The sequence below is a fragment of the Pontibacter harenae genome (assembly GCF_020907245.1).
GTDB lineage: Bacteria > Bacteroidota > Bacteroidia > Cytophagales > Hymenobacteraceae > Pontibacter > Pontibacter harenae.
The window spans coordinates 85,245-108,245 of record NZ_JAJJWH010000014.1; the positions used below are offsets into that span (position 1 = coordinate 85,245).

The 23,001-nt window shown below is 44.4% G+C and carries 21 protein-coding genes and 1 riboswitch; of the genes, 8 read left to right on the forward strand and 13 right to left on the reverse strand.

Translation table 11 applies throughout. From position 1 onward, the window contains the following. The 10 genes from LN893_RS20940 to LN893_RS09590 all read right to left on the reverse strand — a co-directional run bounded on the left by LN893_RS20940 (position 1) and on the right by LN893_RS09590 (position 10,482). Positions 1-609 carry a YqaE/Pmp3 family membrane protein gene (locus tag LN893_RS20940; protein ID WP_439651191.1) on the reverse strand — a complete coding sequence of 203 codons (609 nt, stop codon included), beginning with the start codon at positions 607-609 and terminating at the stop codon, positions 1-3. A 186-nt stretch (positions 610-795) separates the two neighbouring features. Then, entirely contained in the window at positions 796-2,127 is a 1,332-nt protein-coding gene (gene argH, locus LN893_RS09550; RefSeq protein ID WP_229969587.1) for an argininosuccinate lyase, read from the reverse strand. 282 nt (positions 2,128-2,409) lie between these two features. Next, positions 2,410-3,507, reverse strand: a complete 1,098-nt coding sequence (locus LN893_RS09555) for a M20 family metallo-hydrolase (RefSeq protein WP_229969588.1) — start codon at positions 3,505-3,507, stop codon at positions 2,410-2,412. Positions 3,508-3,543: 36 nt separating this feature from the next. Continuing rightward, positions 3,544-4,365 (reverse strand): pyrroline-5-carboxylate reductase, encoded by an 822-nt coding sequence (gene proC / locus LN893_RS09560; protein WP_229969589.1) that lies wholly within the window; start codon positions 4,363-4,365, stop codon positions 3,544-3,546. Positions 4,366-4,390: 25 nt separating this feature from the next. Further along, on the reverse strand, positions 4,391-5,197 hold the full coding sequence (gene argB / locus LN893_RS09565) for an acetylglutamate kinase (RefSeq protein ID WP_229969590.1): 807 nt from the start codon (positions 5,195-5,197) through the stop codon (positions 4,391-4,393). A gap of 108 nt (positions 5,198-5,305) precedes the next feature. Continuing rightward, positions 5,306-6,259: a Rossmann-fold NAD(P)-binding domain-containing protein gene (locus LN893_RS09570; RefSeq protein ID WP_229969591.1), complete on the reverse strand. Its 954-nt coding sequence runs from the start codon at positions 6,257-6,259 to the stop codon at positions 5,306-5,308. Further along, entirely contained in the window at positions 6,260-7,405 is a 1,146-nt protein-coding gene (locus tag LN893_RS09575; RefSeq protein WP_229969592.1) for an aspartate aminotransferase family protein, read from the reverse strand. A gap of 108 nt (positions 7,406-7,513) precedes the next feature. Then, positions 7,514-8,515, reverse strand: a complete 1,002-nt coding sequence (gene argC / locus LN893_RS09580; RefSeq protein ID WP_229969593.1) for an N-acetyl-gamma-glutamyl-phosphate reductase — start codon at positions 8,513-8,515, stop codon at positions 7,514-7,516. Continuing rightward, positions 8,515-9,714, reverse strand: a complete 1,200-nt coding sequence (gene argG, locus LN893_RS09585) for an argininosuccinate synthase (RefSeq protein WP_229969594.1) — start codon at positions 9,712-9,714, stop codon at positions 8,515-8,517. The genes argC and argG overlap by 1 nt, the downstream gene beginning before the upstream one ends. Positions 9,715-9,831: 117 nt before the next feature. Next, positions 9,832-10,482 (reverse strand): GNAT family N-acetyltransferase, encoded by a 651-nt coding sequence (locus LN893_RS09590; protein WP_229969595.1) that lies wholly within the window; start codon positions 10,480-10,482, stop codon positions 9,832-9,834. Between the two features lie 509 nt (positions 10,483-10,991). On the opposite strand from LN893_RS09590, the gene LN893_RS09595 reads away from it, so the two are divergent. Next, positions 10,992-11,288 (forward strand): hypothetical protein, encoded by a 297-nt coding sequence (locus LN893_RS09595; RefSeq protein ID WP_229969596.1) that lies wholly within the window; start codon positions 10,992-10,994, stop codon positions 11,286-11,288. A 62-nt stretch (positions 11,289-11,350) separates the two neighbouring features. Here the strand turns inward: LN893_RS09595 and LN893_RS09600 are convergent, their stop codons facing one another. Both LN893_RS09600 and LN893_RS09605 read right to left on the reverse strand, forming a co-directional pair. Continuing rightward, positions 11,351-12,622: an aspartyl protease family protein gene (locus LN893_RS09600; protein WP_229969597.1), complete on the reverse strand. Its 1,272-nt coding sequence runs from the start codon at positions 12,620-12,622 to the stop codon at positions 11,351-11,353. A gap of 111 nt (positions 12,623-12,733) precedes the next feature. Further along, positions 12,734-14,071: a voltage-gated chloride channel family protein gene (locus LN893_RS09605; RefSeq protein WP_229969598.1), complete on the reverse strand. Its 1,338-nt coding sequence runs from the start codon at positions 14,069-14,071 to the stop codon at positions 12,734-12,736. 51 nt (positions 14,072-14,122) lie between these two features. Further along, a riboswitch (Fluoride riboswitch) is annotated at positions 14,123-14,200 on the reverse strand. 404 nt (positions 14,201-14,604) lie between these two features. Between LN893_RS09605 and LN893_RS09610 the strand changes: the two genes are divergently transcribed. The 4 genes from LN893_RS09610 to LN893_RS09625 all read left to right on the forward strand — a co-directional run bounded on the left by LN893_RS09610 (position 14,605) and on the right by LN893_RS09625 (position 18,546). Then, the gene (locus LN893_RS09610) at positions 14,605-16,284 is read left to right on the forward strand and encodes a sodium:solute symporter family protein (protein WP_229969599.1); all 1,680 of its coding nucleotides are present in this window, start codon (positions 14,605-14,607) and stop codon (positions 16,282-16,284) included. 3 nt (positions 16,285-16,287) lie between these two features. Next, positions 16,288-16,740, forward strand: coding sequence for a GNAT family N-acetyltransferase (locus LN893_RS09615; RefSeq protein WP_229969600.1), 453 nt, complete (start codon positions 16,288-16,290; stop codon positions 16,738-16,740). 1 nt (position 16,741) lies between these two features. Continuing rightward, positions 16,742-17,824 (forward strand): alanine racemase, encoded by a 1,083-nt coding sequence (locus LN893_RS09620; RefSeq protein WP_229969601.1) that lies wholly within the window; start codon positions 16,742-16,744, stop codon positions 17,822-17,824. Positions 17,825-17,919: 95 nt separating this feature from the next. After that, entirely contained in the window at positions 17,920-18,546 is a 627-nt protein-coding gene (locus tag LN893_RS09625) for a carbonic anhydrase (RefSeq protein WP_229969602.1), read from the forward strand. Positions 18,547-18,670: 124 nt separating this feature from the next. On the opposite strand, the gene LN893_RS09630 is transcribed toward LN893_RS09625, so the two are convergent. Continuing rightward, the gene (locus LN893_RS09630; protein ID WP_229969603.1) at positions 18,671-19,594 is read right to left on the reverse strand and encodes a universal stress protein; all 924 of its coding nucleotides are present in this window, start codon (positions 19,592-19,594) and stop codon (positions 18,671-18,673) included. Between the two features lie 161 nt (positions 19,595-19,755). Here LN893_RS09630 and mbhE point away from each other — a divergent pair, with 161 nt between their 5' ends. The 3 genes from mbhE to LN893_RS09645 are packed head-to-tail and all read left to right on the forward strand — an operon-like array spanning position 19,756 to position 22,998. Next, a complete protein-coding gene (mbhE, locus tag LN893_RS09635; RefSeq protein WP_229969604.1) occupies positions 19,756-22,080 on the forward strand; it encodes a hydrogen gas-evolving membrane-bound hydrogenase subunit E in 2,325 nt (774 codons plus the stop codon). Further along, complete coding sequence (locus LN893_RS09640) at positions 22,077-22,628, forward strand: MnhB domain-containing protein (RefSeq protein WP_229969605.1); 552 nt, start codon at positions 22,077-22,079, stop codon at positions 22,626-22,628. Before mbhE ends, LN893_RS09640 begins: the two co-directional genes overlap by 4 nt. Before the next feature lie 4 nt (positions 22,629-22,632). Next, positions 22,633-22,998, forward strand: coding sequence for a Na+/H+ antiporter subunit C (locus tag LN893_RS09645; RefSeq protein ID WP_229969606.1), 366 nt, complete (start codon positions 22,633-22,635; stop codon positions 22,996-22,998). Positions 22,999-23,001 lie beyond the last annotated feature (3 nt).

The window sequence follows — 23,001 nt, forward strand, 5'->3', positions numbered from 1 at the left end:
CTAAATTGTATCTGTTACTACTAACAAGGCATGTATAATACCTGGCAGGAAGAATAGCAATGTCAGAATAATGTTAATCCAAAACGAGGTTCCAATGCCATCGTGCAGGAATACTGCTAATGGAGGAAGAATAATAGCCAGTATGATTTCTACAATAGAAGTAGTAGTTGATGACTGACGGAAAGCTTTTCTAACCTCTTTCTTCAGTTCCTTTTTCTCGGCTTTAGTCATGGAGGCAATTCTCTCTTTTGCCATTGCCATAGCCTCGGCCTCAGTTAACTTGTTTGTTTCTGTGTTCGCTGGCGTTGTTATTTTAGCAACTTTAGGTGCTGGTGCTGGTGCAACAACTAACTCTGAAGCCTCAGTTACTTTGGCTTCTAATACAGGTTCAGCCGTATTTTCTTCAGCTTCTAGCGCTGATGCAGCTAGTGCTATTTCAGCCAAATTTAATTCTTTGGCTGGAGCCACTGGTGCTGGCTTCTTCTTTACATTTCCATAAGCTCCGCCCTTAGTGGCGCCAAAGTCATAATATTTTGCTGAGTTACAAGCAAAAAGCAGCTGAGCAAAAACAAATACTAGTGCTAAATTAAGTACACTTTTGATTCTCATAGTTGTTTAGATTTATAATTGAACGAAAAATTTAATTTGAGATTAATATAATATAATAAGCCAAAGCATATATAAGTAACATTACTATAAATAGGTGGTTTGGGTTATAAAACTTCAAATCAAAGACTTTGTTCAAGCAAAATTTACGGGATTGTTAGTGCTATTTATCGGAAGCTTTCCGCTAGATCAAATCAACAGATTAGCTACAGCTTCATCTACTTTTATAAAATCAAACCCTTGCAATACTCGCTGCATCTGCTCCTGAATCTCTTGGTTGCATAGGTTGCCTATACTTCCCTCGTGTGTATGCTGTACTGTAGCAGGTGCTTCGAAAGTACCTTCGGCAATAGCTGCTCCAATGTTTTTGTAGGCATCACGGAAAGGAACTCCTTTAAGCACTTCATTGTTCACTACCTCCACACTAAAAGCATATTTATAATTCTCGTCCTGCATTATATTGTCACGGATGAGCAGGTTCGGCAGCATATAGTTCGCCATTTGCAGGCAGTTTTGTAGCTCCGCAAAGGCAGGAAAAAGGCTCTCTTTCAGCAGCTGCATTTCACGGTGATAGCCAGAAGGCAGATTTGCCATCAGCAGCGCCACCTCGTTCGGCAAAGATTGCAGGCGATTGGACTTACCGCGCATTAGCTCAAATACATCAGGGTTCTTTTTGTGTGGCATAATGCTAGAGCCTGTAGTCAGTTCTTCTGGCAATGTCACAAAGGCAAAGTTTTGACTCATGTATAGGCACAGATCCATCGCCATACGGGCAACCGTGGCGGCCACCGCAGCAATAGCTGTTGCAACGGTACGTTCTGTTTTGCCGCGCCCCATCTGCGCATACACCACATTATAATTCAGGCTTTCGAAACCAAGCAGATCAGTTGTCATCTGGCGGTTGAGCGGGAAAGAAGAACCATAACCAGCCGCCGAACCAAGCGGGTTTTTGTTGCTGATGCGGTATGCTGCCTGCACCAGTAGCAGGTCATCTACCAGACTTTCGGCATAGGCACCGAACCATAAACCAAAAGAAGACGGCATCGCTACCTGCAAATGCGTGTAGCCAGGTAGCAGCTTGTCTTTATGCTTTTCGCTAAGTGATTGTAGCGTATGAAACAACGCTTCCACCTGTTCCACTAGCCCACGCAGTTGGTGCCGCATGAAAAGTTTCAGATCTACCAACACCTGGTCGTTGCGGGAACGGCCGCTGTGAATCTTCTTACCAGCATCACCTATGCGTTGCGTCAGCAGCAGTTCCACCTGCGAGTGCACATCCTCTACTCCATCTTCTATGGTAAAATTACCTCCAGCTACTTCTTTGTACAGTTGCTTTAGCTCTTGCTGCACAGCCTGCAGATCGTCCTGCTCCAGCAGCCCTACTTCGGCTAGCATGCGGGTATGCGCCAGCGAGCCCAGAATGTCGAAAGGCGCCAGCTCCAGGTCCAGTTCCCGATCTTTGCCTACTGTAAAACGTTCTATTTCTGCTGCTACCTGCGTCTCTTTCTGCCAAAGTTTCATGTTGCTAATGTTAATGTGCTAGTGGTTTAATGTGCTGATGATTTAATGTGGTAATGTGATAACGGTACTGTAGTTTTAAGCTGAATTCTTGCTTTTTGTCTTAAGCTATAGCAATCTTCTCATCTGTTTAAAGATTACATAGCTTCAGCTTTTTAAGTTGTTGGTGAGAACACACAACAACGGCGTAATTATAAATAGCTACAAAAGACACTTTTCCATTATTTTTTGCCCTTCTTGCTTTATTAAAAGTCGTGTGCCTTGATACGTGCTACGTGTGTCGCTTCAAAAAAGCACCTGCTCCAGCAGCTCAATGTATAGTTTAATCCCCTCCTGCAATTCCTGTAGGTAAATATACTCATCGGCCATGTGCGAACGGCCTGAAAAACCTGGCCCCATCTTGAGCGACGGAATTGGTAGTAAAGCCTGATCGGAAGTGGTGGGGGAACCATAGGTGGTGCGGCCCATTTTGAGGCCTGCCTGCACTAGCGGGTGCTCCATAGGTATAGACGACGGCCGCAGGCGCATAGAGCGCGGCTTTACCTCAGCTTTCACGTTTTGCTGAATTACCTCCAGTACCTCCTCCATTGTGTATGCATCCGTCAAGCGGACATCTACAGTAAACAGGCAGGTATCTGGCACCACGTTGTGCTGCTGACCTGCCTGCACCACCGTTACACTCATTTTGATCGGCCCCAGGTGCTCCGACTCTGTTGGAAATTTATAAGTCCTGAACCATTCTATATCTGGCAGTGCTTCATAAATAGCGTTGACACCTTCTTCGCGGGCAGCATGGCCAGCTTTGCCTTTGGCTGAGCAATCCAGCACCATCAGCCCCTTCTCCGCTACTGCCAGGTGCATTTCGGTAGGCTCACCTACAATAGCTGCTTCTATTTTGCCCAGCTGCGGCAACAGCAACTCTATACCGTTTCTACCTGAAATTTCTTCTTCTGCCGTTGCTGCCAGCGCCAGGTTATACTTTAAATCTTTGCGCTTGTAGAAGTATAGAAAAGTAGAGATAAGCGAAACAAGACAACCGCCTGCATCATTACTTCCCAAACCGTACAATTTGCCGCCTTCTATAGTGGGTGCAAAAGGATCGCGGGTATAGCCAGTATTGGGTTTTACGGTATCATGATGCGAGTTGAGCAGCAGCGTGGGAAGGGCAGGATTGTAGTGCTTGTTAAATGCCCACACATTATTTTGCAACTGGTGCGCCTCCACTCCTCTTTGTTTCAGGAAAGTAAAAATCGCAGCTGCCGTTTTATCCTCTTCCCTGCTGAAAGACGAAACAGAAATAAGCTCCTGCAGCAGCGCCAGCGCTTCTTGGTGTAAGTGTTCTGTTGTTGTTTGCTTATCCTCTTGCTCGGGCAGTTTGGTCATGCCTTATCTCGTATCTCTTTGCTGAATATATACTTGTTATTTTTCGTCTGTGTATAGTCCACCTGCTCGTACAGCTGACATTTTAATGCCTTTTATGAAAGCAGAACTAAAACCGAAATGCTCCATTTCATTCAAACCTGCTATGGTACAGCCTTTCGGAGAAGTTACTTTGTCGATTTCGTTTTCTGGATGAGTTTTCTGCTTTAGCAATAGAGATGCAGCACCTTTGGCCGTTTGGGCTGCCATGTGTAAAGCCTCTGCCGCATGAAACCCGATTTCAGTTCCGCCCTGTGAAGCTGCACGAATGGAGCGCAGGAAAAAGGCAATGCCGCAGGCACAAAGTGCGGTGGCCGAAGTGATTAGTTCCTCGTGTATCTCCAGCGTCTCTCCTACCGTATCAAACATTTCTTTTACCAGAGCCATTGTTTCTAAAGTGGCATTGCTGCTGGCAATACAGGTCATGGACTCACGAACGGCTATAGCGGTGTTCGGCATAGCCCGCACCACCTGCACTTCTTTGCCTAATCTATCGGTGATATCCTTTCCCGAAACACCTGAAACAATGGAAATCAGCAGGTGCTTATCTGCATCCACTTCCTCTTTAATATTGTCCAGAGCCTTGTCCAGTTGCTGTGGCAGCACAGTAATTACCACCACATCGGCCTGCGCTACGGCGGCTTTATTATTATCAGTAATTATGAATCCCTCAGAAGCTAACCCATCGAGTAGGCGAACATTGCGGCGTGTGATAGTAATATTTTCAGGCTGGTAATTGCCTGATGCTGCAAGTCCTTTAGCCAACAACACACCCATATTACCACCACCTATAATTGCAATCTTTTTGCTTATCGTAGACATTATACTTCTATTTATTGTTTAGTTGTTATCCTTTAACAGCATGTAAGCGTGTGCCTAAAGAGGACCCCGAAGCTGTTATATTCAGAATATCATCAGCATGGCAGATATATACAGCCTCTACTCCTTCCTGTATTGCTTTCATGGCATTATCAAGCTTTGGAATCATGCCTGCTGCAATAATTCCCTCCTGCTTCAGCTGCTTGTATTCTTCTTCTGAAATACTTGGAATCACAGAGGCATCGTCATTCACGTCCTGCAGCACGCCTTTCTTCTCGAAGCAATATATCAAATTTACCTTATACTGTTGCGCCAATGCAGTAGCCAGTACTGAGGCTATGGTATCAGCGTTGGTATTAAGCATCGATCCTTGGGTATCATGTGTAAGCGGAGCAAAAACAGGTGTCAAACCAACTTCTAAAAAAGCAGAAAGAGCTGTTACATTTATTGTTTCACGTCCAGCCACATCACCAGCAAAACCAAAATCGATTTCTTTTACAGGGCGTTTGGTGGCAGGTATAATGTTGGCATCTGCTCCTGTTAAACCTACGGCATTGCAACCGTTTGCCTGCAGCTGTGCCACCACATTTTTGTTCACCAAGCCTCCGTACACCATAGTCACCACCTCCAATGTCTGCTCATCTGTAATCCTGCGGCCGTCTACCATCTTCGGCTCAATTCCCAGTTTCATTCCAATGGCCGAGGCAATTTTACCACCACCATGCACCAGCAATTTTAGCCCTGGCAATGACGCAAAGTTCTGTAGAAATTGCTGCAGCTTCTCAAGGTTATCAATAATGTTACCGCCGATCTTGATGACGTTGAGTGAGTTCATGTGTTAATATGATATATATTCTGCAGGTGTATACTCACCCCTAACCCCTCCATGGAGGGGTTAGGGGTGAGTAAAGTACGTTAGCAAAGGTATTTTAAAAAGATTTTCCTACTTCAGCCCTTCCAACTGGCGCTTCAGCACGGCCTGAGCGGCATACAATCGGTTAGCAGCCTCTTTTACCACTAAAGAATTCGGACCATCCAAAATTTCGTGGCTCAGTTCCAAGCCACGGCGCACAGGAAGGCAATGCATCACCTTTGCATCGTTTGTCAGCGAAAGTTTTTCATTCGTCATCATCCAACCTTTGCCATCGGAGAGCACTTTGCCGTACTGCTCATAAGACGACCAGTTCTTCACATACACAAAATCAGCGCCCTCTAAAGCTTTATCCTGATCATGTTCAATAGTAGTGCCTTCAGTAAACTCAGGCGCTAATTCGTAGCCCTTAGGATGCGTGATGACCAAATCTACATCTGCCATGCTCATCCATTCGGCAAAAGAATTGGCTACGCATTGCGGAATCGGTTTAATATGCGGTGCCCAGGTTAGCACTACTTTCGGACGTTTACCTGCAGGTGTATGCTCCTGTATCGTGATTAAATCGGCCAGGCTTTGCAGCGGATGCCGCGTAGCTGACTCCAGACTAAGTATAGGCACACCAGCGTACTCGATAAACTTGTTCAGGATTTCCTCATTGTAATCCTCTTCGCGGTTTTGCAACTTGGGGAAAGAACGAAGACCGATGATGTCGCAGTACTGGCCCATTACGGCAGCAGCGTCTTTTATGTGCTCTACCGTGGCACCGTCCATTACTACACCATCCTGCGTTTCCAGCGCCCAGCCCTCCTTATCCATGTTCATCACCATCACATTCATGCCAAGGTTTATGGCGGCTTTCTGCGTGCTGAGGCGGGTGCGCAGGCTCGGGTTCAGAAAAATAAGCCCTAGGGTTTTGTTTACCCCAAGTTCTTTATGTGCGTAAGGCGACTTTTTCAGTTCCAGCGCCTCGTTTACAAGTGCCTGAATATCGGCAACATCGTGTACGGAAGTATAATTTTTCATTTAAACAGCTACCTCAGAAAGTACAGCCTGAAAGGCCTCTAAAAATTTATCAGCTTCTTTGCGCGTAATGCATAAAGCTGGCAATAAACGAAGTGTATTTTTGTTTGATGATGAACCTGTGAAGATGCGGTGCTCCTGTAACAAAGCTTTTCTGATAGGGGCACAAGACTCAGCCAGCTCAATCCCAATCATCAGGCCCAACGCTCTTACCTCTTTCACCTGCGGGATTTTTTGCAGTTGTTCTACCAGATAGTCTCCTACCTTTTGAGCATTCTCCACCAGGTTCTCCTGCTCTATTACTTCCAGTACCGCCAGAGAAGCCGCACAAGCCAAGTAATTACCTCCAAAAGTTGTACCGAGCATGCCATGTTTAGCATCAATGTCAGGACTAATGAGTACACCTGCCACAGGAAAACCGTTTCCCATACCTTTGGCAACGGTAATCAGATCAGGTTTGATGTTGGCGTATTGATGGGCAAAAAAATTACCTGAACGTCCGTAACCCGACTGCACTTCATCCAGAATAAGCAAAGCACCTACCTTGGCACAGCCAACCGCTAGTGCTTCGAGAAAAGAGGTTTCAGGAATGTAAACACCGCCTACACCTTGTATACCCTCCACTATTACAGCGGCCAGTTCAGCACCATGCTCTTGAAGTGCCTGTTCAAAGGCTGCCTCGTCGTTAAGTGGCAGGAAGATAACATTATCCGTCTCGTTTATGGGAGCAATGATAGAAGGATTATCGGTAGCAGCTACTGCTGCGGAGGTGCGGCCGTGAAAACCGTTTTTAAAGGCGATAACCTTTTTTCTGCCAGTGTGGAAGGAAGCTACTTTTAAAGCATTTTCGTTTGCCTCGGCACCAGAGTTACACAGGAAAAGGTTGTAGTCTTCGTAGCCGCTCAGTTTGCCCAGTTTTTCGGCTAACTCCTGCTGCTGCGGTATCTGCACGGCGTTGGAGTAAAAGCCGATGTCGTAGAGTTGGCGGGCGATGCGCTTTACGTAGTGCGGGTGGCTGTGACCAATAGAAATAACGGCATGGCCACCGTACAGGTCTAGGTATTTTTTGCCGTCTTTGTCCCAGACGATGGAACCAGAAGCTTTAACTGGTTCTATATCAAATAGCGGGTATACATCAAACAAGTTCATAGTTCTATAACTAGAGGTATGAGGATAAACAATAGAGGTAATATTCTGTATATAAATTCATATACTTTTGATTGATAGTGATTTGCTTATTGTTGATTTAAATATAGCTTAAAAGGCTGTTGCTTTTAAATTTAAACCAGCTGTTTCTTCGAATCCGAAAAGCAGGTTCATATTTTGCACGGCCTGTCCTGCAGCACCTTTAAGTAAGTTGTCAATAATACTGGTGATAACCAGCTGCTGGCCGTGCTTCTGCAGATGCAAAATACATTTGTTAGTATTCACCACCTGTTTCATATCTGGGTTCTGCTCCGCTAGCCACACAAAAGGGTGCTTTTTATAGTAGTTGCTGTAAAGCTCCTTCGCCTCTTCAAGCGACAGCTCCGTTTGCAGGTAAGCCGTGATGAAAATGCCTCGCGAGAATGGACCACGGTAAGGTATAAAGTTTATGCTAGGCACCTGCTCAGACTGCAGAAACTTTAAAGTTCTGCCGATTTCACGCAGGTGCTGGTGCTGCATTACTTTATAGGTAGATATATTCTCGGTGCGCCAGCTAAAGTGTGAAGTAGCACTTAAGGACTGCCCTGCTCCTGTACTACCTGTAATACCACTGATATGTACATCGGCATTCAGTTTGCCCGCTCTAGCTAAAGGCAACAAAGGCAATTGTATAGCCGTTGCAAAGCAACCAGGATTTGCAATGTTCTGAGCCTCTTTTATAGTTTCCCGCTGAAGCTCTGGCAAGCCATATACAAAAGTGCGACCCTGCGCTTCCACTGCATCTCCTGTAGTTCCTTCGTTCCAGCGGAAGTCTTGGCTTAAATCTATAATTTTAACTGAAGCAGGTATAGCATTGTCTGCCAAATACTTTTCCGCCTGGCCGTGGCCTGAGCACAGAAACAAAACCTCAACATCATCAGAAGCTTCGGCAACAAATTGTAATTCTGTATCGCCCAGCAAATCGGTGTGTGTAGATGCCACAGGTTTACCAGCCTGGCTGCCGCTTTGCGCAAAAACAAGGTCTACGTGCGGATGCTGGAGCAAAAGGCGCAGCAATTCGCCGCCTGCATAGCCAGCCGCGCCTACAATGCCCGCTTTTACTTTAGCCGCCATTAAAACTCCGTTCCATTTATTTTGTGGTACATCATGGCTTGGTTGCCGAAGATCTTCGAGAAGCCTTTCACATCATCGCCACTCCAGCCTTTGTTCATTTCACCATAGCTTCCGAACTTCGACGACATCAGGTCATATTCACTTTCGATGCCTTCTACCTGGAAACGGTAAGGAGCTAATAGCACATGCACTTTGCCAGTTACATTCTGCTGCGTTTCCTGCATAAAGCTTTCGATATTGCGCATGGTCGGATCTACAAATTGACCTTCGTGCAACCAATTGCCATACCAGCTTGCCAACTGTTCTTTCCAGTACAGCTGCCATTTGGTCAACACGTGCTTCTCCAGTGCATGGTGCGCTTTAATAATGACCATTGGAGCAGCTGCCTCAAAACCAACACGGCCTTTTATACCTATGATGGTGTCGCCCACATGAATATCACGACCGATGCCAAACGGAGCAGCCATTTCCTGCAGCGCCTGTATAGCTTTCACTGGGCTTTCGAAAGTTTCACCGTTCAGCCCAACAAGTTCACCTTTCTCAAACTGCAGCGTTACGCGCTCTGGTTGCTCTTTTGTCACCTGCGTTGGGTAAGCTTCTTCTGGTAAAGGAAGATGAGAAGTAAGCGTTTCTTTACCGCCTACGGATGTTCCCCAGATACCTTTGTTGATCGAATACTGCGCTTTCTGGAAATCCATCTCCACGCCGTGCTTTTTCAGGTACTCGATTTCCTCCTCGCGCGACAGCTTCATATCGCGGATCGGGGTCAGAATTTGAACATCTGGTATCATGATATGGAAAATCATGTCGAAACGCACCTGGTCGTTGCCAGCGCCTGTACTACCGTGTGCCACATAAGCAGCACCTTTGGCTTTAGCCTGCTTTGCAATCGCCATGGCCTGCGTAATACGCTCTGCACTTACGGATAGCGGATAGGTATTGTTTTTTAGTACATTTCCGAAGATCAGGTACTTGATGCAGCTCTGGTAGTAGTTTTCTGTTTCGTCTAAGGTAGTATGCTCTTTTACACCCAGTGCGTAAGCACGCCTTTCAATTCCCTGAAGCTCTTCTTCTGAAAAACCGCCTGTGTTTACTATCACCGAATGTACTTCCAGCCCCTTGTCCTCTTTCAGGTGCTTCACGCAGAAAGAAGTGTCGAGGCCGCCGCTAAAGGCTAATACTACTTTTTTATTTTCCATCTAATAATTATGTGTTGAGACTAACTATGATTATTGATTTAATGTAATGCGGTTTTTATCAAGTCCTCAAGTATAGATTATAAATCTTGTGTCTTGCGTCCTGATACTTGTGTCTCTTTAAAGAGTTACTTTTTCTAATTGAGGGAGCTCGGGTGCGCCTGTCTCGACAGGACCTGAGGTATAGCGTGACTGCTGCAACTGTGCTGCCTCAGCCTTTTTTTTTGCCCGTTCAGGGTCGAACAGCATAGCTGTGCAGAAGCAGTTGCTGCGGCCTTTGCTCATCAAAATTTCGTAGTTTACACAGCTTTTGCAACCTGCCCAGAAAGCCTCATCGTCTGTTAGCTCAGAATACGTTACGGGCTGATAGCCTAAGTCAGAGTTGATTTTCATCACAGCCAAAGCCGTAGTCAAGCCAAATATTTTGGCGTTTGGGTATTTGGTGCGCGAAAGTTGGAAGATTTTTTCTTTGATGCGCTTCGCCAAGCCGCTTTTGCGCAGCTCAGGCGACACAATAAGACCAGAGTTAGCCACATATTGGCCGTGTCCCCAGGTCTCGATATAGCAGAAGCCAGCCCAACGGCCATCAGGGTGCAACGCCACGACAGCCTTGCCCTCCAGCATTTTCTGCGCCACATAGTCAGGCGAGCGTTTGGCTATACCTGTGCCTCTGGCTTTGGCTGATGATTCCATTTCGTTGCAGATTTGCAAAGCATAAATAATGTGCTGTCCGCCCGCAACTGTTACTATAAAATCAGATTGATTGTTCATGATAGAAAATATTCCTTTACTGCGCTTCGCACAGCTTTTAAGTCAAAAAATAAAATGCAATTAAACTAAGCCTGCCGTATGGCAACCTCAGACAAAAGAGCTAACAAAAAAGTTGGGAATAACGACTACTACGTAGGCAGTCTAATAGCGCATCGGCCTAGGGCCTAAAGCGTAGTGTAGGAAGGGTGTGCCTCAAAACTGCCCTTAATGTAGGGGCAGAAAAACGCGCACTCCTGTTAAAGGAGTGTTTTACCATATTAGATGATAAAAGAGGTTTTTTTTGCATTTCTTTTCTTAAAGCAAATGGGATTTAGTTTTACCCATTTCACATGCAAATGTTTCTTAATAATTCTGATAAAACCAATGTTTTACCAGAAAAAAATTCTTTTAGGCTAAAAACTAGTTATACTAACATGATGAATTAGTATTGAATGTGTGGCTGTAGAATATTAAAACCAATTTTATTCATTTAATTTGCCGCTTATTCTAATCTACTTTACATTTATTTAATGAAAAGCCTTTCGCTGCCTGTTTTCTTCGGTATTTTTTTTTCAGCCATTGGCACAGTTGCTCTTATATTAACAGGACAAATCCTAACAGCGGCTATTTGGCTAAGCTTTGGGAATGGCCTAATCTTATCGAATCTCAGATTTAAAAGAACAAATGAAACGGGAAACCAGGTGCTTCGCCCTATACCTAGAAGCCGAATGTTAGTGGGTATTTTCCTTTTATTTGCAGCTGTCTTGATGTTGCTTTTCCAGGTGTATGTAGACCTGTTCGGCGGAGGGGCAAGTACGCCACAATAAAAAGCAGGTTTCACTATCGCCTTCCATACGCTTCAAGAAGCACTTAAAAAAGAATCACTTTTCTATATACCACTCTGCAGGACTAGATCCACGGCAAAAGGAATTGAATTACGCTGAAGCTTCATGCGTAACTTTCGACCAGGTTTACTTTGCAGCAAGTCCAGAACCTCTGTCAGTTTCATTTCGAGGCAATTTTTACCGTTTATCCATAATAGCTGATCACCAGGCAGAAGGCCAATCTGCTTGGCTTGAGTGCCTTCCAAGACATGCGAAACAACATAAATATTTGAACCTGGAATGGGTGTGTTAACTTCAAAGCCAGCAAGGTTATGATAATAAGGGTCTTTGAATTTTCTGCCAGGTTTAAGAATAATTTGGTTGTGAGGGAAGTCAAAAACGACATCAAATCGCTTAAAAATATCTGAGCCGATATTTCCATTTCTGTTAGAAATAACCATGGCTCGTTTTATGGCATCCTCCTCTGGATAAGAAGTTGGCATGTCTTTTATAGCATATTTGCCGATTATAAAGCTACTTAATCGGCCTATCTTTCCTTTTATATCTCCACTTAATCCACGACCTAAATAAGCATCAAGGGACACGGGCGGTAATTGAAGTTTACTATTGCTAGGCAGGTAAAGCGAAAGCGAATGACTGGCACCTGTATCAACTACCAGTTTCACGTTTACGGTGTCGCCGTTATGCTGCTTCACTTTAGCATAAATGTAGCCTTTCTTTCCCTCAATATGCAAAGGGTGCACCTCCGCTTTCTTATTAAATTTTAATTTAGTGTCAGGCTTATAAAGGGTAATGATTTTCGTGCTATAGTTTACTTTTACAATAAAGTTTTTGAAAATATCATAACCAATAATGCCATGTACAGGCATACCCATTCGAAAGGACAGGTCAAAAACATCTTCTAGCAGGACATATACTTGATGGTTTATACCTTCAATGCCATTCATATGCATCATATTTCCTTTTGAATAAAGCGCACATATTTCATTACCAGTACCAAGCCCGTTTAAAACAACTTTGTTAGCATTTTGAAGATTTAAAGAGTCGGTGTAATACAACTGCGTAATGAGTGTGTTCTGAATGCCAGAATCTAATATAAAATTAAGAGGAGGAGAATTGTTTATGCTAACAGGTATGATGATCAGATTATGAACGAGCTGAAAAGGAATTTTTACTTTCTTTTTCTTAGTATGAACAAAGTACACAGTATCAGCCTCACTAGCTACGCCATTAGCAGGAATTTGTCCCACACCCGTCGCCGTTAGTGCAAAAAACAAGAAAAAACAGAGCAATATTTTAGTACTTGCTCCACTCATAGTAGCTTATTAGTAAAGTGTGTATTATATGCGCGCCATATTTAAATATAGCTTATAAACATCATTTAATCAATCACATACCACACTTAATACTAATAGAGGATTAAAAGTTCAGGCATTTTTTTTGTTTCTACGCTTAGAACCTATATCTGTGAGCGTACTGCCCTTGTCACGTCCAAAAAAAAGGCTTTTGGGGCTGCCTATAATTTGTGACCCGTAAACTCCTGAATGACCAGAAAAAAGGTAAGCTGTAACACAGGCCAAGGCCATAAATACGCCGCTCTCAGCACCAAAAAGTTCGATAGCCATTAACGTACACGTAAGCGGTGTATTTGTTGCGCCTGCAAAAACAGCAACAAAACCCATACCTGCCAGCAAAGCCATGGGCAATGGTAAGGCCTGAGATAAAGCATTGCCTAACGTAGCACCCGTGAAAAACAAAGGGGTTACCTCTCCCCCTTTAAACCCTGCTCCTAGCGTAAAAGCGGTAAGCAGAATCTTAACAGCTGCATCGTATATAGGTAGCTTCTGCTCGAAAGAGGCAAGTATCGTCGGTATACCCAAGCCTATGTATTTGGTAGTGCCCATCAGCCACACGACTACTGCTATAACCGCACCACCAGCTAAAGGTCTGAAAGGCGCATAGGCAATTTGTTTTCTAAATTGCTCTACAAAGAAGTGCGTCGACTTTGCAAACACCATTCCTGCCAACCCGAAGATAGCACCCGCCAGCAATGTGTAGCCAAAACCTGCTGCCGTGAGTTCGGGCACAAATGGAATACTATAATGGGTATGGCCAACACCCCAAGCTTTACAAGCAAAATCAGCAATAACAGCAGCCAGAAAACTTGGCAATAGTGCATCATAGCGTATTCTACCTATCAAGAAAACCTCTAAACCAAAAACTGCCCCTGCGAGTGGTGTACCAAACAAGGAAGAGAAACCCGCGCTAATACCTGCTATGATTAGCACTTTGCGGTCGCGGGGGCGCAGACGGAACACACGCGTAAACTGATCGGCAATGGTGCCGCCCATTTGCACTGCTGTACCTTCCCGACCTGCTGACCCGCCAAACAGATGAGTGACAAGTGTACCAAACAGTACCAGGGGTGCCATACGGAAAGGAATAATTTCTTTAGGCTGATGTATTTCCTGCAGCAGCAGGTTATTTCCCTTTACAGCACGTTCGCCATAGTAATGGTAAATCAATCCAACAAACAAGCCTCCGAGCGGCAGCAGCCAGATAATCCAGGTATTAGCCTCACGGTAATTTGTTACCCAGTCTAGCGAAATTAGAAAGAAGGCTGATGCGGAGCCTGCAACTGCTCCTACAAGTATGGATATGAAAAGCCACTTGCACAGGTACAGTAAAGCGATGGTCTGCTCACCAGCCGAAACGGCACGTCGTAAGGCTCTTTTTATAAAGGTAGATAAAGAATTTCTTCGCATTACTAAGTATAGCTGATAACAAATATACAACATGGACAGACTTTAGCCTGCCAAAATATAGGAGTTATCAGCCGATGCCCTGTTGTAGGGTGCTGGCGGTTTCAGGCAAACTCCATTGCCTTATGCTGCAAAGTTATGGTTTTTGGCAGAAAGCAAACGCAATAACTCTATAGCAGAATAAGAAAGTATCCCAACAAATAAAATGATAAGGTGGCGTTCCAAAGAGAATATCAAAATATGCAGGTGCTTCAATGGGCTCTGTAACTTAAGAAATAATTTTATCCAAGCTGATAGCTTAGCGTCTGCGGTAAATAGTATTTTGATGACACTGATACGACATTTTTGAAGATGTCACATCTGATGGCGGAGCATCACCAGAATAAAAAGTTCTGTGTTTGATTTAGAGTATCTATGCTCAACATGCATTGATATTAGCCCTGAAGGTCATATTTCAAGGATATAAGCCTCCTTTTAGTTATCTTAGAGTTAAACAGAAAACCTAATAGGCACTTAAACTTATACTTTTCTAATAGATGCATTTTATAGACCTTACCATTTTTGTGCTATACATGCTAGCCATGCTCGGAGTAGGATTTTACTTTCTGAAGAAGAACCAGGGTGCAGACGACTATTATGTGGGAGGCCGAAAAATGAGCAGCGGACACATAGGTCTGTCGGTTGTTGCCACCGATGTTGGCGGCGGATTTTCGATAGGGTTGGGAGGTTTGGGTTATGCTATGGGCCTCTCTGGCTCCTGGATGTTGTTTACAGGTTTGTTAGGAGCCTGGCTGGCGGCGGTATTCCTTATTCCAAAAGTAAAGAACAATCCTGCTTTTGCACGTTTCCTTACTTTTCCGCAGATCTTTGGCTATTATTTCAATGCGCGTGTGGCGCTATTGGCAGGCATTATTTCTGCCATTGGCTACACTGGCTTTACCAGCTCACAAATTTTAGCAGGTGCCAAACTGGCCAGTGGTACTTTCGTTGATTTAGATCTTACTACCGCACTTATCATTATGGGTGTGATAGCGATTGTTTATACCGTGATGGGCGGCATGAAAGCTGTAATCTATACCGATACTATTCAATGGGCCATTCTGATGAGTGGGCTTATCTTTATAGGTATACCTGTCTCTTTCCTGGCTGTGGGTGGTGGTATGGAGCAGATACGTTTCTCCCAGTTTCTTGATGCAGGTTGGCTCAGTGAGCAGTCCGCTCGAAGTATGGCTGCCATTCGCACCACACTACCACCCGAATTCCTGAGCCTGACCAACATAACCTGGCAGCAACTCGTAAACTGGGGCATCACCATTATACCGATCTGGTTTGTGGGCATGACGCTCTACCAGCGCATTTATGCCTGCCGCGACGAAAGAACTGCTAAGAAAGCATGGTTCATTGCAGGGCTATTCGAGTGGCCGATTATGGCTTTTATGGGTGTGAGTTTAGGTATATTGTCTCGGGTGGCGGCAGAACAAGGTATGTTTGAGGCTTTAGGCGTAGGCACAGAAGTAGACCCTGAAACTGGGCTGCCGATGCTTTTGAGAACGGTGCTACCCGTAGGGCTGATGGGTTTAATGCTTTCAGCCTACTTCTCAGCCATACTTTCCACCGCCGACAGCTGCCTTATGGCATCTTCGGGAAATATTGTGACAGATGTGATCAGTCATTTCTGGAAAATTGATCCAGATGCACCTTCCACCCTGCAGCTATCACAAATCATGACACTTGTCATCGGTGCGCTGGCGCTTGGCTTGGCCACCACCATGACAAACGTGCTCGACCTGATGCTCTACTCCTATGCCTTTATGGTTTCTGGGCTGTTTATACCTATACTGGGAGCTTTATTCTGGAAGCGAAGAAGTAGCACAGCAGCATTTTGGGCCATGCTGGTAGGTGGAGTCGTAACGGTCATGTTGCAAGTAAGTACACTTTCGGCTCCCGCTCCTGATGCAGACTTACTGGGTTTAGCAAGCACATTACAATCTTATTTTCCTGCTGAAACAAGCAGCAATTGGGTAAGTTTGGGTGAGTTTGAACTCCGAGAATTGATTTCTGGCACCCTTGCCACCAACAGTATCGTACACATAGACTGGCTGAACCTAACGTTTCGCTTGCCTTACAACCTTGATGCGAATCTGTTTGGTTTAACGGCCTCTCTAGTTCTTTATATAACTTTCACTATACTTTACCCCGATCTTAAAACAAAATAAAACATGGCAGAAGAGAATCATGTCCGCTACGGCATCTACACTCCAGAAAACCCTCAAGGCTTAAACCACGACGAAGTACTTGATTTTCTTTTTAAGCATCTTGATGAATATGGAGATGCTCGTGAAGACATTGCCAAATGCTTAGAGTATGCCCTATCAGATGCTGAAGGTAAAGGTGGCTCTGTGCTTGTAGCCCGTGAAGATGAAAAAGTAGTAGGCGCATTAATACTAAATAACACAGGCATGAGCGGGTATATACCCGAAAATATACTTGTATATGTGGCCGTGCACAACAGCCAGCGCGGGAAAGGCGTAGGTAAAAAGCTGGTGCAATTAGCCGCCGACCACACTTCTGGCAGCATTGCCCTGCACGTGGAGCCGAACAATCCTGCAAGACATTTGTATGAAAAAATGGGCTTCACAAACAAATACTTAGAATACAGACTTATAAGATAATATGGCAGTATTAAAGCTGTGCAGAGATAAGCTCCAAAACAACTATCAGCACCTGGACAAAGTCTTCAAGCAGCACAACATAGACTGGGGCATAGTTACCAAACTATTGTGCGGCAATGAGCTTTTCCTGAAAGAGGTTCTAGCGCTTGGTATAAAAGAGATCCACGACTCAAGAGTAACAAATTTAAGAGTTATCAAAGAGATGGCTCCTGAGGTGCAAACTGTATACATTAAACCAGCGCCTAAAAAAAGCATTCCTGATGTAGTCAAATATGCTGATGTGAGTTTTGAGACTGAAATGGAAACGATTAAGCTTCTGTCTGAAGAGGCGGAACGGCAGCAAAAGCTTCACAAGATCATTATTATGATAGAAATGGGTGATCTTAGAGAAGGCGTGATGGGCGATGATTTGCTCGACTTTTATGCTAAAGTATTTCAGCTACCTGGTATTTCTGTTATTGGTCTCGGAGCAAACTTTAATTGTCTGCACGGTGTCATGCCAACGCATGATAAACTAGTACAGCTCTGCCTCTACACGCAACTTATAGAAGCTAAGTTTAACATCAATATTCCATGGATTTCGGGAGGAACGTCGGTAACAATTCCACTGCTGTTTAACAACCAACTTCCAAAAAGGGTAAATCATTTCCGTGTAGGCGAAGCATTATTTTTTGGCCTTAATTTATTTACTGGTGAAACATTTGAGGGCATGTACGATGATGTTTTCGAGTTGGAGACAGAGATTATTGAACTGACGGAAAAGCCAATGGTGCCTAGTGGTATGCTAGCCGAAAACCCAAGCGGTGAAAGCTTTGAAATAGATGAAAGCCTCTACGGCAAAACATCCCATCGTGCTATACTCGATATTGGCTTGCTAGATATAAACCCTAAGTTTCTGTTACCAAAAGATGAAAGCTTAAGTGTGATCGGAGCCAGTTCAGACATGCTGGTGGTGGAGCTAGGTGAGAACCTTCAGGACTACAAGGTTGGAGATGTGCTTAAATTTAACCTTCGCTATATGGGTGCCCTCAGCATTTTAAACTCCCGCTATATTTCGAAAGAAGTAGTTGGCGCTTCGTTTTAGTAACGGTAAGTTTCTTACACCCATGCAAACAATTGTATATGTGAAACAGTATCAAATAGAAGTATAACCAAATAGTTTATCTAAAATTATAACCTATGCACTACCATAATTACGACGACCTAATCAAAAACAACCAGGAGTGGGTTGAGGAAAAACTTTCTGTAGATCCTTCTTATTTCGAGAACCTTGCTAAAGGCCAAAAGCCTCCTTTCCTGTTTATTGGCTGTTCTGATAGCCGTATGCCACTTACAAATTTTACCAAAACAGAGGCAGGCGAGCTTTTCATACACCGTAACGTGGCTAACCAAGTGTCGCTTACAGACATGAATTTGCTTTCTGTGCTTGAATATGCTGTAGAAGCATTAAAGGTTGAGCACGTGGTAGTTTGTGGCCATTATTTCTGTGGAGGTGTAGCGGCTGCTTATGCAGGAACTGCCACAGGTGTGGTAGGAAGTTGGGTGAACCCTATCAGAGAAGTTTATCTTCAGAACAGAGAAGAAATAGATAGCCTGCCAAGCGAAGAAGAACGCGTGAACAGACTAGCAGAACTAAATGTAATTGCACAAGTAGGTAATATCTACAAAACTTCGGTTTTACAAAGAGCTTTTAAATCAGCTCAGGTACCAGAAGTTCATGGTTGGGTGCTGGATATAAAATCTGGTCGTATAAAGGAACTAGAGCTTCCCAAGGAGCAGTGGAAAGAGTTAGGTATACTTTCTTAATTATAAGCAGTTTCAAAAAAAGTTAAAGCCAGCTTTTACGTTAAAAAGCTGGCTTTAACTTTTTTTGAAACTCAGTCATCATGACAATAAGCCTACTGTACCGAGCATGCATGTAGCATAAAGATTATTCACTGCTGCCAAGTAGGACATCCATCAATCCAACTCTTTCCGCAGGATTTTTAAACACAAGAAGTGGAATGTCATGGTTGTGGCGTAGTATTTTTCCTGTAACGCTCCCCAACATAAAAACTGCTGCGGCAGTTTTACCTTTTGCACCTACAACCAGCATATCAGCTTGGGCACGTTTTGCTTCCATTACAATCAACTCACCAATGTCGTCATCGTTTTCCTGACGCACCAGCTTCAGAGAAGCACGGCTTTTAAGTTCTGGGAAACGCTCTAACACTTGTTCAAATTTTGTTGAGGCAAAGCCTTTCATACGCTCATCAAACTTTTGGTAGCTTTCTCCTAAGGTGATGTATCCTGTCGGTACTTCGTAGGCATGTAAACAAACAATTTCCATGGCAGGTACAACCAAGGCAGATTGGAGCAGCCTTTCAAGAGCCATCATAGAGTACTCAGAAAAATCTACACTGACCACAACACGCTGCAGCCTAGGCACTGTGTTTTCAGGAATGAACATTATACTGACCTTACCCGATCTGAGTAATTTTTGCGATAAGTCTCCGCTCCCTTTCAGCCGCAGTTTTCGCCCTAGCAGCATTAAGTTAACCTCTGCTTCCTTAGAGAGCTTTAACAGATTTGCAGGCGATCCTTCTACAACATGCACTCTAACCTGCACCCCTGGCACCTGCTTAAAATACTGCTCAACTTTCTGCTCTATTACCAGTTCAAGAGATTCTTCGGGCGATTGCATGGGAGGCATTCCTTCAATAACTTCAGGCGGTATGTCCATATTCTTCTCGGCATGTACAAACACGACCTCCTCTATGGCAGACTGGCTACACAAAAAAGCAGCATACTGAATAAGCGTTTCATCCAGTTCAGAAAGGTCCAGTCCAACCAGTATTTTAGTTAGTGTATTCATGTCTACAACAGTTATATGTTTTAAGTATGATACCTTTACTACCTCCGCATTTAATCTTCCCTTTTCTTCCAAATGCAACCAATTTTGCGCAGGCGGGTACTTAGTGTTTAATATAACGTACGGAACAAGCAGTATAACCTTTACAAACATTCGGTAAATTCATGCTTTACACTATTCTTGCAGGGCTTATTTTAGCGTTTGCAGCGCCACTGTTATATCGTCTGCTGGGCAGGTTCATTTCTGTTCCGATGGTAGTGCTACCTGCTGTACTGTTTGCCTATTTCTGCACCTTTATTTCACCTGTTGTGGCGGGGCAGCTTGTTATGCAGGAATATAGCTGGATACCTTCTTTGGGTATAAACCTACAGTTTATGCTGGATGGGCTGGGGCTATTTTTTGCGCTGCTTATTACCAGCTTTGGCGTGTTGGTCATGGCTTATGCAGGTGCTTATCTAAAGGGCGATTCACACCTTGGCAGGTTTTACCTTTACCTGACTTTGTTTATGACGGCCATGCTTGGAGTAGTGCTTTCGAGCAATATATTGTGCCTGCTTGTTTTCTGGGAGCTTACCAGTATCAGTTCTTATCTGCTCATTAGTTATAAGCATAAGTATGAGGTCTCGAGGGCTTCTGCCCTACAGGCTTTGCTGATCACCAACGGGGGCGGACTTTGTTTAATGGCTGGGTTAATATTGTTAGGTATAGCTGGAGACTCTTTTTCATTTATAGAGCTGCTGCAACAGCGACCTGACCTGCTAAATCACAGTTTTTACCTCCCTATCGTGCTGCTGATTATGCTGGGAGCCTTTACAAAATCGGCACAGTTTCCGTTTCATGTGTGGCTACCAAATGCTATGGCAGCTCCTACGCCTGTAAGTGCTTACCTGCACTCAGCTACTATGGTGAAGGCTGGTGTGTATCTGCTGGCTCGCTTTTCTCCCATGCTGGGCGGCACCGAAGTCTGGAACTACACGATCATGGCCGTAGGTGCCACAACAGCTGTAGTAGGTGCCTTTCTTGCACTGCAGCAACTCGACCTTAAAGCCATACTGGCTTATACCACCATCAGTGCACTGGGTAGTTTAGTTACCCTTATCGGTATCGGTTCTACGTTTGCTTTAGAGGCCATGCTGGTTTTCCTGCTTGCTCATGCACTTTATAAAGGCGCCCTTTTCATGATTGCAGGAACGGTAGACCATGCCACAGGCACCCGCGACACAACCAAACTGCACCTGCTTGGCAAGCGCATGCCTTTGCTTTCTGCCGCCGCTGTACTTTCTGCCTTATCCATGGCAGGCATGATTCCTTTCTTTGGCTTTCTGGGAAAAGAGTTGCTTTATGAAGGAGCATTCGAAGCCCCACGTTTTGCAGTACCACTAACAGCTGCTATCGTTTTCTCTGGAATTGCTTTTGTGGCGGTGGCTGTACGTTTAGGCTACGGCATTTTCTTTCGTAAATCAGCAAATGAAGCAACGCACATCGCACACAAACCCGAAACATTTCTGTGGTTACCACCGCTCCTACTAGGTATAGCAGGTCTCGTATTTGGTATACTTCCGAACATAACAGTTGCACCTATTCTGAGTGCCGCTGCAGGTGCCGTGGCAGGTTCCGAAGTACACCTACATCTCGCACTTTGGCATGGGTTTAACCCCATCCTGATGTTAACCATACTCACCATTATACTGGGTATCGTGTTTTATGCCTTCACCAATATTTTTACTACCTGGCCTGTACACCTAGAGAGGCTGTACAAAATAGGGCCTGGTGAGCTTTACTATACGCTTAAAAACAGCCTTTCTATTGGTAGCAAAGGATTCATCGAATCGGTACAGTCAGGCTCCCTACGCTATTATGTGGCTGTTATCATCATGACTTTTATAGTACTTGTTGTAGGGGCAATTTGGCAGGAAGAACTATACCGAGTGGTAACGCCAGACACGTTCATAGCCGCCCTCAGCGACATCGAACTGAATGAATACATCCTAATTCTGCTCATGGTGCCAGCCACCATTTTCGTGTGTCTGACAAACTCACGACTAATTGCCATTACAACTATGAGCTTAGTAGGCTATGCCATTGCCCTGTCTTATATCTTCTTTGGCGCTCCTGACTTGGCGGCTACTCAGTTTCTGGTTGAAACACTTACGGCCGTACTGTTTGTGCTGGTCTTGCATAAACTGCCTCCGTTTGTTCCATTGGTAAAATATAAAACCAATGCATTTTACCTGTCCTTGTCTGTGCTTTTTGGAGCCACAATGGCCTATGTGCTAGTTATGGTGCGGCAGTTCCCACTAGATTCAGAGCTGAAGGCTTATTTTGGGGCCACAAGTTGGCTTGAGGCCAAAGGCAGGAACATTGTAAACGTTATACTGGTAGACTACAGAGCTTTCGACACAATGGGAGAAATAACCGTGCTGGCAATCGCAGTCATTGGTATTTTTTCGCTGCTGAAGCTATATCCAGAGAAAGGAGATCAGTTATGAAAACCATTATAATCTCAGCAGCACTTAGACTGTTTTTCCCGCTGTTTATTTTCTTTTCATTTTATATACTTATCAGGGGGCACAACCACCCTGGCGGCGGATTTATCGGGGGGTTGATTTTAGTTATTCCTTTTATCTTTCATGTGCTGATACATGGAGCAGATGAAACTCATGACAAGCTTTTCCTGAAGCGCGTTTACTCGCTTAGGCGGAATGAACAGGAGTCTGATATGAATTATTATTTGCGAAATATAGGGTATCGCTTGCGCGGCCTTGTACCTTGGTATTCACGGCCTGATGCAGATAAAGTACTTGTAAAACAGTTTGTGATTGAGCCACTGCATATTATACCTGTGGGTTTGTCTTTATCGCTGCTTGCCGGCCTCATACCTCTTTTTTCTGGAGAGGCTTTTCTGACAGGGCTGTGGGCAAAAGCACAATTGCCACTGATAGGCAAAGTAGGCACAACGCTTCTTTTTGATATAGGCGTTTACCTGCTCGTAGCTGCCGTAGTGCTAAAAATCACCTTGGTAATGTCGAAAGAATAAAACGATGGATCTAATTTTTACAGTTGCAGTAGGCTTACTATTCGCTGCCTCTCTATACCTAATACTACACCGACACTTGTTTAAACTGATTGTCGGCTTAATGATATTTGGCCTTGCCAGCAACCTATATGTGTTTGCCATAGGTAGGCTTACGCGTGAAAAAAGTGCCATTATTCCTTCCGATGCTGAAATAGCTTTAGAGCCATTTGCAGACCCCGTTCCACAGGCCCTGATTCTGACAGCCATTGTAATTGGGTTCGGTTTGCAGGCCTTTGCTATAGTACTGGTAAAAAGGCTCTACCAGGTAGCGGGCACCGATGATATTGACGAGCTAAACAACACAGACAAAATTGATTCAACAGAAAAATAACCT

Coding starts and splice junctions, on each gene's coding strand:
- LN893_RS20940 (WP_439651191.1), bottom strand. CDS start 609: ATGAGAATCAAAAGTGTACTTAATTTAGCACTAGTATTTGTTTTTGCT.
- argH (WP_229969587.1), bottom strand. CDS start 2,127: ATGAAACTTTGGCAGAAAGAGACGCAGGTAGCAGCAGAAATAGAACGT.
- LN893_RS09555 (WP_229969588.1), bottom strand. CDS start 3,507: ATGACCAAACTGCCCGAGCAAGAGGATAAGCAAACAACAACAGAACAC.
- proC (WP_229969589.1), bottom strand. CDS start 4,365: ATGTCTACGATAAGCAAAAAGATTGCAATTATAGGTGGTGGTAATATG.
- argB (WP_229969590.1), bottom strand. CDS start 5,197: ATGAACTCACTCAACGTCATCAAGATCGGCGGTAACATTATTGATAAC.
- LN893_RS09570 (WP_229969591.1), bottom strand. CDS start 6,259: ATGAAAAATTATACTTCCGTACACGATGTTGCCGATATTCAGGCACTT.
- LN893_RS09575 (WP_229969592.1), bottom strand. CDS start 7,405: ATGAACTTGTTTGATGTATACCCGCTATTTGATATAGAACCAGTTAAA.
- argC (WP_229969593.1), bottom strand. CDS start 8,515: ATGGCGGCTAAAGTAAAAGCGGGCATTGTAGGCGCGGCTGGCTATGCA.
- argG (WP_229969594.1), bottom strand. CDS start 9,714: ATGGAAAATAAAAAAGTAGTATTAGCCTTTAGCGGCGGCCTCGACACT.
- LN893_RS09590 (WP_229969595.1), bottom strand. CDS start 10,482: ATGAACAATCAATCTGATTTTATAGTAACAGTTGCGGGCGGACAGCAC.
- LN893_RS09595 (WP_229969596.1), top strand. CDS start 10,992: ATGAAAAGCCTTTCGCTGCCTGTTTTCTTCGGTATTTTTTTTTCAGCC.
- LN893_RS09600 (WP_229969597.1), bottom strand. CDS start 12,622: ATGAGTGGAGCAAGTACTAAAATATTGCTCTGTTTTTTCTTGTTTTTT.
- LN893_RS09605 (WP_229969598.1), bottom strand. CDS start 14,071: ATGCGAAGAAATTCTTTATCTACCTTTATAAAAAGAGCCTTACGACGT.
- LN893_RS09610 (WP_229969599.1), top strand. CDS start 14,605: ATGCATTTTATAGACCTTACCATTTTTGTGCTATACATGCTAGCCATG.
- LN893_RS09615 (WP_229969600.1), top strand. CDS start 16,288: ATGGCAGAAGAGAATCATGTCCGCTACGGCATCTACACTCCAGAAAAC.
- LN893_RS09620 (WP_229969601.1), top strand. CDS start 16,742: ATGGCAGTATTAAAGCTGTGCAGAGATAAGCTCCAAAACAACTATCAG.
- LN893_RS09625 (WP_229969602.1), top strand. CDS start 17,920: ATGCACTACCATAATTACGACGACCTAATCAAAAACAACCAGGAGTGG.
- LN893_RS09630 (WP_229969603.1), bottom strand. CDS start 19,594: ATGAATACACTAACTAAAATACTGGTTGGACTGGACCTTTCTGAACTG.
- mbhE (WP_229969604.1), top strand. CDS start 19,756: ATGCTTTACACTATTCTTGCAGGGCTTATTTTAGCGTTTGCAGCGCCA.
- LN893_RS09640 (WP_229969605.1), top strand. CDS start 22,077: ATGAAAACCATTATAATCTCAGCAGCACTTAGACTGTTTTTCCCGCTG.
- LN893_RS09645 (WP_229969606.1), top strand. CDS start 22,633: ATGGATCTAATTTTTACAGTTGCAGTAGGCTTACTATTCGCTGCCTCT.